We start from the raw sequence: 10785 nt of genomic DNA on the forward strand, positions 1-10785 counted from the left end.
CGGTGGGGGGCCGCGCGCACCCCGCTGCGTCGTGCAGGGTCCGACGGCGCCGCTCACCCATGCTCGCCCCCGCCCCGCCCCCCGCCCGGCCCCGCAGAGGGTGACGCCCCCCGCCCGACGTGCGCTGCGCCGTCGGGCAGGAGGACCGACACGGCGTGACGTCCGCCACTGCCGCGGCGCGCGGACGTGGGCTAGGATCGTGCACGTCGCGACTGGCGCACCCGCGCCCCGCACGCCGCCCCCTCGGGAGGCCGCGGGACGGACGGGAATGGTGGATCACCACCGGGGAGCGGCATGCTGTGTAGACGACGGGTCGTTCGCCTGGGCCCCGGGTCGCCCCCTGTGGGGAGCGTGCCCGGACGGGGCACGCCCTCCCGCGAGACCGTCATCCGCAGACGCACCCAAGGAGACGCATGAGCGCTCAGCCGAACGTCCTGAACCAGTCCCTGCTCGAGGTGGACCCGGAGATCGCCGCGGTCCTCGACGGGGAGCTCGCGCGTCAGCGCGACACCCTCGAGATGATCGCCTCGGAGAACTTCGTGCCGCGTGCGGTCCTGCAGGCGCAGGGCTCCGTCCTCACGAACAAGTACGCCGAGGGCTACCCGGGCCGCCGCTACTACGGTGGCTGCGAGCAGGTCGACATCGCCGAGAACCTCGCGATCGCCCGCGCCAAGTCGCTGTTCGGTGCCGAGCACGTGAACGTCCAGCCGCACTCGGGCGCGACCGCGAACGCGGCCGTCCTGCACGCCCTCATCAACAAGGGCGACAAGATCCTCGGTCTCGAGCTGGCGCACGGCGGCCACCTCACGCACGGCATGAAGATCAACTTCTCGGGCAAGCTGTACGACGTCTCGGCGTACGGCGTTGACCCGCAGTCGTACCGCATCGAGATGGACGAGGTCCGCAAGACGGCCCTCGAGACGCGCCCCGACGTGATCATCGCGGGCTGGTCGGCGTACCCGCGCCACATCGACTTCGCGGCGTTCCGCGAGATCGCGGACGAGGTCGGCGCCAAGCTCTGGGTCGACATGGCGCACTTCGCGGGCCTCGTCGCCGCGGGCCTGCACCCGTCCCCGGTGCCCTTCGCCGACGTCGTGTCCTCGACGGTCCACAAGACCATCGGCGGCCCGCGCTCGGGCTTCATCCTCTCCAAGGAGGAGTACGCCAAGAAGATCGACTCGGCCGTGTTCCCGGGCCAGCAGGGCGGCCCGCTCATGCACGTCGTGGCCGCGAAGGCCGTGTCGTTCAAGATCGCGGGCTCCGACGAGTTCAAGGACCGTCAGGAGCGCACGCTGCGCGGCGCGAGCATCATCGCGGACCGCCTGGCCCAGCCCGACGTCGCCGAGAAGGGCGTCTCGGTCCTCACGGGTGGCACCGACGTGCACCTGGTCCTCGTGGACCTGCGCCACTCGGAGCTCGACGGCCAGCAGGCCGAGGACCTCCTGCACACCGTGGGCATCACGGTGAACCGCAACGCCGTGCCGTTCGACCCGCGCCCCCCGCGCGTCACGTCGGGCCTGCGCATCGGCACGCCCGCGCTCGCGACCCGTGGCTTCGGGGACGCCGAGTTCGCGGAGGTCGCCGAGATCATCGCGGCTGCCCTCAAGGCCGGTGCCGGCGCGGACGTCGAGGGCCTGAGCGCCCGCGTGCGCAAGCTGACGGCCGACTTCCCGCTGTACCCGGGACTGTCGCAGTAGCTCACGCATGACCCGCTGAGTGCGGAGTACCTGTCGTTGATCCGGCCGATCCACGACAAGTGCTCCGCACTCAGCGGTCTGTTCGTCCCCGCCAGACCCCGAGGAGCCCTCATGACCGCGCAGATCCTGGACGGCAAGGCCACCGCCGCCGCCATCAAGGCCGAGCTCAAGACCCGACTCGTGACCCTCGCCGAGCACGGCGTCGTGCCGGGACTCGGCACCCTCCTGGTCGGCGACGACCCGGGCTCGCAGTGGTACGTCGCGGGCAAGCACCGCGACTGCGCCGAGATCGGGCTCTCCTCGATCCGCGAGGACCTGCCCGCCGAGGCCACGCAGGAGGAGATCGAGGCCGCGGTCCGCCGCCTCAACGAGGACCCCGCGTGCACCGGGTACATCGTGCAGCTCCCGCTCCCGAAGGGCATCGACACCAACCGCGTGCTCGAGCTCATCGACCCCGACAAGGACGCCGACGGCCTGCACCCGACCAACCTCGGGCGCCTCGTGCTGCGCGTCAACGAGGACGTCACGTCGCCGCTGCCCTGCACGCCGCGCGGCATCATCGAGCTCATCGAGCGCCACGGCGTCTCGCTCGCGGGCAAGGAGGTCGTCGTCGTGGGGCGCGGGGTGACCGTGGGCCGTTCGATCGGCCTGCTCCTTACGCGCCGCGCGGTCAACGCGACCGTCACGCTCACGCACACGGGCACCCAGGACCTCGCCTCGCTCGTCCGCCGGGCCGACGTCGTCGTCGCGGCCGCGGGCGTCAAGGGCATCATCACGCGCGACATGGTCAAGCCGGGCGCGGTCGTGATCGACGTGGGCGTCTCGCGCGAGGTCGACCAGGAGACGGGCAAGAGCCGCGTCGTGGGCGACGCCGACCCGGCCGTGGCCGAGGTCGCGGGCTGGATCTCGCCCAACCCCGGCGGTGTCGGGCCCATGACCCGCGCGATGCTGCTCGCAAACGTCGTGGACTCGGCCGAGCGTGCGGCGGGGGTCGCCCGCTGACGCTCGGCGCGGAGGGCTCGACGGGACGGGCGTGACCTGCGGGTCGCGCCCGTCCGGTCGTCTCCTGACGTCCTGTCGTGCGGTGGCGCCGTGCAGGACTAGTGTTCCGCCATGACCCCCGCGTCCCGGGCAGGGGGAGACGACGGCATCGCGGCCCTCGTCCCTGCGCCTCTCGCCGTCCCCTCGTCCGTCCGGCGCGCCCGTCGCAGCGCCACGGCCGCGTACGCGGCGCAGGGCTTCGGGTTCGCCGTGATGCTGACGAACGTCCCGACCTACGAGCGCTACCTCGGCATCGGCCCCGACGTCATCACGCTCGTGATCCTCGGGGTCTGCGTGTGCGCGGCGACGGGCAGCGCCCTGTCCGGGTGGCTCGCGGCCCGGTTCGGGTCGGCGCGCGTCGTGACCGGCGGTCTCCTCGTGGCCGCCGCAGGCATCCTCGCGGTCGGGCTGAGCGCGGGTGCCGGGCTGCTCGTGACCTTCTTCCTCGCGTTCGCGGTGTACGGGCTCGCGCTCGGGTCGGTCGACGCGTCGACGTCCATGCAGGGTATCGACGTGCAGCGCGCGTACGGGCGCAGCCTCATCGCTGCGTTCTTCGCGGCCAACGCGGCGGGCGGGGTGGTGGGGTCGCTCGCGGTCTCGGGGGCCGCGGCCCTGGGGCTCGCGCTGCCCGTGTCGCTCGCGCTCGTCGCGGGGATGGTCGCGGTGGCGGTGCTCGTGCTGCGGGCCGGGCTGCTCTCCCGGAGCGCGGCGGTCGCGGTCGCGGGGGCCTCCGGGACTCCTCCGGCGGGGAGCGGGAGCCAGGTGCCCGACGGCGTCGCTCCCGCCGCAGGGTCGGGCGGCGGGTCCGCGGTGGCCGGGCCGGGAGAGGCGGGGGCAAGAGCTGCTACGGGCGGCGCTCGTGGCGTGACCGGCATGGTGGGCGCCGGGACCGTGATCGTGCTGGGCATCGCGATGTTGGCCTTCCCCGTCGCGGACTCCGCGGTCTCGAGCTGGGGTGCGACGTTCCTGCAGGGCGTGCTCGGGGCGAGCGCCGTCGTCGGGCCGCTGGGGTTCGGCGCCTACCAGGCGACCCTCATCTGCTCGCGGTTGCTCGGGGACCGGGCCGTCGAACGCTGGGGGCGTGTGCGGGTCGTGGCGCTCGGCGGCGCCGTGGGGGTCGTGGGGCTCGGGCTCGTCGCGGTCTCGCCCGTGTGGCCCCTCGCGGTGCTGGGGTTCGCCGCGACCGGCCTGGGGCTCGGCGTCGTGGCGCCCATGGCGTTCTCGGCCGCAGGGGACCGGGCCGCAGAGGCCGTCACTGGGGCGGTCGTGGCGGCCGGTGCGACGGACGGCGCCGGGGGGACGGGCACGGACCTCCCGACGGTCGAGGCCGCGACCGACCGCGCGGTGGCCCGGCTCAACGTCTTCACGTACGTCGGCGCGGTCCTCGGCGGAGCGATGACGGGTGTGTTCGCGACCACCGACGCTCTGCGCGCAGGTTTCGGGGTGCTGGCCGTGCTCGCGCTCGCGACGGTGCTGCTCGCAGGGAGGTTCCACGAGGCGGTGCTGCCCGTGGACGTGTCAGAACCAGCGTGATGCGGGGGCCTCGCTCGCTCTGACGGCTGTGCTGCGGCTGCGGACCGTCTGCGGCAGGCCGTGACCAGCGTCTCGCCGCGCGGTTTTCGCCCGTGTGGGTGGCGTGGGGTTTGATGTCGAGGTGCTCACGATCGCTACAGCCAATGTCAACGGGATCCGCGCCGCCTACCGCCGGGGGATGGACGCCTGGGTCGCGTCGCGCACCCCGGACGTCATGCTCCTGCAGGAGGTCCGCGCTCCGGACGAGATCCTGAACGAGCTCGTCGGCGAGGGGTGGCACATCGCGCACCAGGCGTGCGACATCAAGGGCAGGGCCGGGGTCGCGGTCGCGTCGCGGCTTCCCGTGACAGCGGTGCGCGTCGGGCTGGGCAAGGGCGAGCCGGAGCCCCCGGTCGACACGGGGCGCTGGGTCGAGGCCGACCTCGAGCTGCCGTCGGGTGAGAGGCTCACGGTCGTCTCGACGTACATCCACTCGGGCACCGCGGGCACGCCCAAGATGGACGAGAAGTACGCCTACCTCGAGAAGGTCACCGAGCGCCTGCGCGAGCTCTCGGCCGCGGGCGGCCTCGCGGTCGTCGCGGGCGACGTGAACATCGCGCACAAGAACGTCGACATCAAGAACTGGAAGGGCAACCAGAAGTCGGCAGGCTTCCTCCCCGAGGAGCGTGCCTACCTCGACACCTGGTTCGACGAGCTCGGCTGGGTGGACCTCGGCCGCAAGCACGGCGGCGAGGGCCCCGGGCCGTTCACCTGGTGGTCGTGGCGCGGGCAGGCGTTCGTCAACGACTCGGGCTGGCGCATCGACTACCAGCTCGCGACGCCCGCGCTCGCCGAGCGCGCGGTCAAGGTCGAGGTCGACCGCGCCGACGACTACGAGAGCCGCTGGAGCGACCATGCCGCGCTGGTCGCGACGTACGACCTCTAGACGGGACGCCCTGTCTTCGGTGCGCGGGGCCAGGGTGTCCGCCGCGCCTCGTGCCCGGTGCCAGGCGTCAGTCGCGGGCCGGGACGGGCAGCCCGGTCATGCGGGACAGTGGTGACAGCAGCACGGGCAGCGCCCCGAGCGACATGACGAGCGCCCCGACCCACAGTGCGGGCGCGACGCCCCACACGGTCCCGATCCACCCACCGAGCAGGCCGCCGAGCGGGATGGGGCCCCACACGAGGAACCGGGCCGAGGCGTTCATGCGCCCCAGCAGCGCGGGCGGGCAGAGCCGCTGGCGGAAGCTCACCTGCGCGACGTTGTAGACGACGACCGCGAGGTTGAACACGAAGCCCCCGGCGACGAGCACGGCCGGCACCAGAGCGTCCGCGGCGCCCGTGGTCGCGACCCAGGCCGCCGCAGGTGTGATCGCGTAGGCGATGCCCGAGGAGACGGCCGCGACGGGGATGATCCGCGCCGGGCCGACCCACCGCGCCGCCCGGTCGGCCAGGACCGCGCCGAGCAGGCCGCCGGCCGCGCTCGCCGACAGCACGACGCCGTAGGTCGCCGTCCCGACGTCGAGCGTTCGCAGCGCGAAGATCACCACGACCGCGTTGCCGATCGCGCCACCCAGGTTGCTGAGCGACGTGCACGCGAGGATGCGGCGGAGCAGGGGCTCGCTCGCGACGAAGCGGAGCCCTTCGGCGATCTCGGTGCGCAGGGGGCGTCGCGCCGCCGGGTCGGGGAGATCCTCGTGGTGGCGGATCCGTGAGACGGCGAGGGCGCTCGCGAGGTAGGTGCCGACGGTCGCGACCATGACGAGGGGTGCGGACAGGACGCGCAGCGCGACGCCGCCGATCGCGGGCCCGGCGATCATCGCGACGGACTGGGTCGCCTGGAGCTTGGAGTTTCCTTCGACGACGTGGTCGAGCCCGACGAGCCCGGGGACGTAGCTCTGGTGCGCGACGTCGAAGAAGAGGCTGAACGTGCTGATGACGACGGCCGCGCCGATGAGCAGGCCCATGCTCGCGTGGCCGGTCAGGGCGGCGACGACCACGACCGACAGGACCGCGGCGCGTGCGAGGTCTGCGGCGACGAGCACCCGGCGCTTGCGCATCCGGTCGACCCAGGCCCCTGCGGGCAGGCTGAGCAGGAGGAAGGCCGCGGTCTCGGCGGCGTTGAGGGCGCCCATCTGCCACTCGGTCGCGTGCAGGTGGGACACGGCGAAGATCGGCAGGACGAAGCCCGTGAGCTGGGCACCGAGCTGGCCCAGCGCGTCACCGCCCCACAGGTGCCGGAAGTCGCGGTGATGGACCAGGCTGCGCGGGGGAGCGGCTGTGCTCACCGCAGGCTCGTCGGACGTCATGGGGTCAGCCTGAGGCAAGTGATTGAGGAATGTCAATCAGTTAGCCTGTGGGGGTGACCTCCGACCGCACGGCCTCGCCCGCGCAGCCCTCGCCCGCACGGCCCCCCGCCCGAGGCGCCGGCGTCCATGCGCCGACCGCCGAGCTGCCCACGACCGGCGGTTCGGACGCCGAGCGGGACGCCGACGCACGCGCCCTCGCGTCGAGCCTCCGGGTGCGGATCCTGCGCATCTGCCTCGACGAGGCGCGGACCAACAAGGAGATCGCCCAGGCGCTCGGGAAGAACCCGGCCACGACGCTCCATCACGTCAGGACGCTCGTGGCCCGCGGGTTCCTGGCGGCGCAGCCCGACCGTGTGGGCGCGAGGGGAGCGAGGGAGGTCCCGTACCGCGCGACGGGCAAGTCCTGGACCGCGGACCTGGGACCGGGGGGTCACCGGGTCCTGCTCGACGCGTTCCTGGAGGAGCTGGCGGCGGCCGATCCTGCGACCGTCGACATGGGCAGGCTCGGCCTGCGGCTCGACGCCGCCGGGCGTGAGGAGCTGTCGCAGCGCCTCAACGAGGTCCTCGAGGACTTCCGGCAGCGCGAACCGGCGGCGGGTGGTGAGCCGTGGTCGGTCTTCGTCGCGATCCACCACGACGCGAGCCGCGACCCGCGCTGAACGCGGCCTCGGTGACGACTTGCCCGGCCCCGCCGGTCGTCCCGCGGGGCCGGACGCGGCGCTCTCCGTGCCGCCACCGGTCGGGACACGGCGTCCCGCGCGCCCGGGGCGGTCGCGGAATCTGTTGACTGACATGCGACTTTTGGTTGACAGCAAGCAAAAGCCTCCTTAGGCTCCGACGTGGTCACTGCCGACCCGTCTTCAAGGAGGAAGAACACTCGTGCGAACCTCAATGCGCCATCGAAGAGGCCTCTCAGGCCTGCTCGGAGCCTCTCTGCTCGTCCCCCTCGCCTTCGCCGGGGCACTCCCGTCGGCCCAGGCGGCCGACACCGAGATGGAGCCGGGCGTCACGCTGCGCACCTTCCAGCTCGCCCAGGATCCCGGGTCCGTGTGCACCCTCAAGTCGGGGACCACGCCCAACGTCGACAAGCTCATGCCGACGATCGACTGGAGCACGCCCGAGCAGTTCGGCGCCTCCGACCGCTTCATCACGCACGCGCTCGCGACGCTCACGGTCCCCACCGAGGGCGAGTACACGTTCCGCGTGACCAACGACGACGGCGCGCTCGTCTACCTGGACGACCAGCTCCTCCTCGAGAACGACGGCCCGAACGACTCGACCTCGGTCGAGGGGGCAATCACCCTCACCGCGGGGGCGCACGACCTGCGGGTCGAGTACTACGAGGGCACCGACAAGCAGCGCCTGACGCTCGCGTGGAAGACCCCGGGGTCCTCGACGTTCCAGGTCGTCCCGACGTCGGCCCTGAGCACCGAGGCGAACGTCGTGCGGGTCACCGCGCCCGGCAACAAGTACTGCGAGGGCGCCACGGACACCTCGGGCGACGGTCTGCGCCTGGACACGGTCAACCCGAACTACGAGCTCGTCGACCTGCGCCCCGCGGGCTTCGAGCCCAAGGTGTCGGGCCTCGCGTTCACCCCGGACGAGAAGCTGGCCGTCGTGACCACGGGCGACGTGAGCTCCGGCGGCTGGCGACCCGACCCGACGACCGGTGAGGTGTACCTCCTCGACGGCGTGATCGACGCGACCGGACCCGAGGACGTCACCGTCACGAAGGTCGCGGACAAGCTGCTCAACCCGATGGGCATCGAGGTCATCGAGGACTCGATCTTCGTCTCCGAGCGGTACCAGCTCACGCAGCTCACCGACCCGGACGGCGACGGCTTCTACGACACGCACACGAAGATCGCCGGGTGGCCCGACGGCGGCAACTTCCACGAGTTCGCGTTCGGCCTGATCCACGACGAGAACTACTTCTACGTCAACCTCTCCGTCGCGATCGACAACGGCGGTGCGACGACCACCCCGCAGCCTGCCGCCAACCGTGGCACGTCGATCAAGATCGACCGCGCGACGGGCGAGGTCACCTACGTCGCGGGTGGCCTGCGCACCCCGAACGGCATCGGCTTCGGCCCCGAGGGCGAGATCTTCGGGACGGACAACCAGGGCGCGTGGCTGCCCGCGAACAAGCTCGTGCACATCGAGCAGGACAAGTTCTTCAACCACTTCACCACCCCGGCCGGGCCGTTCGACGCGAACCCCGTGTCCCAGCCCGCGCTGTGGCTCCCGCAGAACGAGATCGCCAACTCGCCGGGCAACCCGATCCTCGTGCAGGACGGCGAGTTCGCCGGCCAGATGCTCCTCGGCGACGTCACGTACGGCGGTCTCCAGCGCGCGTTCCTCGAGAAGGTCGACGGCGAGTTCCAGGGTGCGGTCTTCCGTCACACCGCGGGCCTCGAGGTCGGGGCCAACCGGGTCATCACCGGCCCCGACGGCGCGCTGTACGTCGGCGGTACGGGCGAGGGCGGCAACTGGGGCGAGTCCGGCAAGCTGCGGTTCGGCCTGCAGAAGCTCACCACGGTGAACGAGGACTCCTTCGACATGAAGGAGATGCGCGTCGTCGAGGGCGGGTTCGAGATCGAGTACACCGACCCGGTGTCCGACGCCGTCGTCGCGAAGCTGGCCGACGCCTACCGCCTCACGCAGTGGCGCTACGTGCCGACCCAGCAGTACGGCGGACCCAAGGTCGACGAGACACCGCTGTTCGTCACGGACGCCACCGTCTCCGAGGACCGCACCACGGTCACGCTGAAGGTCGACGGCCTCAAGCCCGGCCACGTCGTGCACCTGCGCTCCCCGCGCCCGTTCGCCTCGAACGAGGGCGCCGAGCTGCTGAGCACCGAGGCCTGGTACACGCTCAACTCGCTCCCGGGCTACGTCGCCCCGGCGGACCGCGGCTGGTACGAGGCCGAGGAGGCGCAGCCCCTCGGCGGCTCGAGCCTCGGCTCCGACCACAGCAACTACTCCGGCACGGGCTTCGCCGCCGGGATGCAGAACGTCGGCTCCGGCCGCACCTTCGCGGTGACGGTTCCCGAGGCGGGCACCTACCCGCTCAACCTGCGCTACGCGAACGGCATCCACCCGTACACCGAGCTGCGCGCCAAGAACGTCTCGCTCTACGTCAACGGCCAGAAGGTCGGCCCGTGGACTCTGCCCACGACCGGCGACTGGAAGGTGTGGGACACGATCACCCGTGAGGTCGCGCTCGTGGCGGGCCACAACACGATCACCCTCAAGTACGACCAGGGGGACCAGGGCAACGTGAACCTCGACGTGCTGTCGATCGGGCAGAACCCCGACATCTGCTCCCCGGCGGAGGTCGAGGACGGCTACCGCGGCATCTTCGACGGCACCCTCGCGAGCCTGGCCGACTGGAAGCTCGCCGGCTCCGGGACGTTCGGTCGTCAGGACGACTGCTCGATCCGCACCAACGGCGGCATGGGGCTGCTCTGGTACACGGCCGAGGAGCTCGAGAAGTACTCGCTCAAGCTCGACTGGAAGCTCGTCAAGGACGACAACGGCGGAGTGTTCGTCGGATTCCCGAACCCCGGCAACGACCCCTGGGTCGCGGTCAACAAGGGTTACGAGATCCAGATCGACGCGAGCGACGCCGCGGACCGCACCACGGGCGCGATCTACACGTTCCAGGGTGCCGACGCGGCAGCGGTGACCGCAGCACTCAAGCCCGTCGGGCAGTGGAACGCGTACGACATCCGTGTCGAGGGGGACCGTATCCGGATCTACCTCAACGACGTGCTCGTCAACGACTTCACGAGCACCGACCCGGCGCGCGACCTGTCGAGCGGGTTCATCGGCATCCAGAACCACGGCGCCGGTGAGACGGTCTCCTACCGCAACATCCGCGTCAAGGACCTGACGGCCGAGCCTGAGCCCGAGCTCGCGGTGTCGGTGACCGTCCAGCCCAAGTGCGTGGCGGGCAAGGTCACGCTCACCGTCCGTGCCGTCAACGACGACACGGTGCCGGTCGACGTCGTGCTCAGCACGCCGTTCGGCAAGAAGACCATGACCGGCGTCCTGCCGGGCAAGTCGGCTCAGCAGACGTTCGCGACCCGCTCGACCTCGGTCGAGGCCGGGACCGCGACCGTGACGGCGAGCGCCGGGGACAAGGAGGTCGTGGTCGAGACGGCCTACGACGCGTCGAGCTGCGGCTGACGCGACGATCCTCCGCTGAGTGCATGACTCGGCTG

The 10785-nt window shown here is 71.9% G+C and carries 7 protein-coding genes; 6 read left to right on the plus strand and 1 reads right to left on the minus strand.

Annotated elements, in window-relative coordinates; genetic code table 11:
* Positions 1-413: 413 nt before the first annotated feature.
* From glyA to ACFRCR_RS12355, 4 genes are all read left to right on the plus strand, one after another.
* Entirely contained in the window at positions 414-1697 is a 1284-nt protein-coding gene (gene glyA, locus ACFRCR_RS12340) for a serine hydroxymethyltransferase (protein ID WP_377677876.1), read from the plus strand.
* 111 nt (positions 1698-1808) lie between these two features.
* Positions 1809-2699 (plus strand): bifunctional methylenetetrahydrofolate dehydrogenase/methenyltetrahydrofolate cyclohydrolase, encoded by an 891-nt coding sequence (locus ACFRCR_RS12345; RefSeq protein WP_377677877.1) that lies wholly within the window; start codon positions 1809-1811, stop codon positions 2697-2699.
* Positions 2700-2810: 111 nt separating this feature from the next.
* On the plus strand, positions 2811-4271 hold the full coding sequence (locus tag ACFRCR_RS12350; protein WP_377677878.1) for an MFS transporter: 1461 nt from the start codon (positions 2811-2813) through the stop codon (positions 4269-4271).
* 121 nt (positions 4272-4392) lie between these two features.
* Positions 4393-5196, plus strand: coding sequence for an exodeoxyribonuclease III (locus tag ACFRCR_RS12355; protein WP_191795743.1), 804 nt, complete (start codon positions 4393-4395; stop codon positions 5194-5196).
* 67 nt (positions 5197-5263) lie between these two features.
* Here the strand turns inward: ACFRCR_RS12355 and ACFRCR_RS12360 are convergent, their stop codons facing one another.
* Complete coding sequence (locus tag ACFRCR_RS12360; RefSeq protein ID WP_377677881.1) at positions 5264-6559, minus strand: MFS transporter; 1296 nt, start codon at positions 6557-6559, stop codon at positions 5264-5266.
* A gap of 53 nt (positions 6560-6612) precedes the next feature.
* Here ACFRCR_RS12360 and ACFRCR_RS12365 point away from each other — a divergent pair, with 53 nt between their 5' ends.
* The gene (locus ACFRCR_RS12365; protein WP_377677882.1) at positions 6613-7218 is read left to right on the plus strand and encodes an ArsR/SmtB family transcription factor; all 606 of its coding nucleotides are present in this window, start codon (positions 6613-6615) and stop codon (positions 7216-7218) included.
* Positions 7219-7450: 232 nt separating this feature from the next.
* Positions 7451-10750, plus strand: coding sequence for a family 16 glycoside hydrolase (locus tag ACFRCR_RS12370; protein WP_377677884.1), 3300 nt, complete (start codon positions 7451-7453; stop codon positions 10748-10750).
* Positions 10751-10785 lie beyond the last annotated feature (35 nt).

Source organism: Oerskovia sp. NPDC056781, from assembly GCF_042789955.1.
GTDB classification, from domain to species: domain Bacteria; phylum Actinomycetota; class Actinomycetes; order Actinomycetales; family Cellulomonadaceae; genus Oerskovia; species Oerskovia rustica.

Coding starts and splice junctions, on each gene's coding strand:
- glyA (WP_377677876.1), top strand. CDS start 414: ATGAGCGCTCAGCCGAACGTCCTGAACCAGTCCCTGCTCGAGGTGGAC.
- ACFRCR_RS12345 (WP_377677877.1), top strand. CDS start 1,809: ATGACCGCGCAGATCCTGGACGGCAAGGCCACCGCCGCCGCCATCAAG.
- ACFRCR_RS12350 (WP_377677878.1), top strand. CDS start 2,811: ATGACCCCCGCGTCCCGGGCAGGGGGAGACGACGGCATCGCGGCCCTC.
- ACFRCR_RS12360 (WP_377677881.1), bottom strand. CDS start 6,559: ATGACGTCCGACGAGCCTGCGGTGAGCACAGCCGCTCCCCCGCGCAGC.
- ACFRCR_RS12370 (WP_377677884.1), top strand. CDS start 7,451: ATGCGCCATCGAAGAGGCCTCTCAGGCCTGCTCGGAGCCTCTCTGCTC.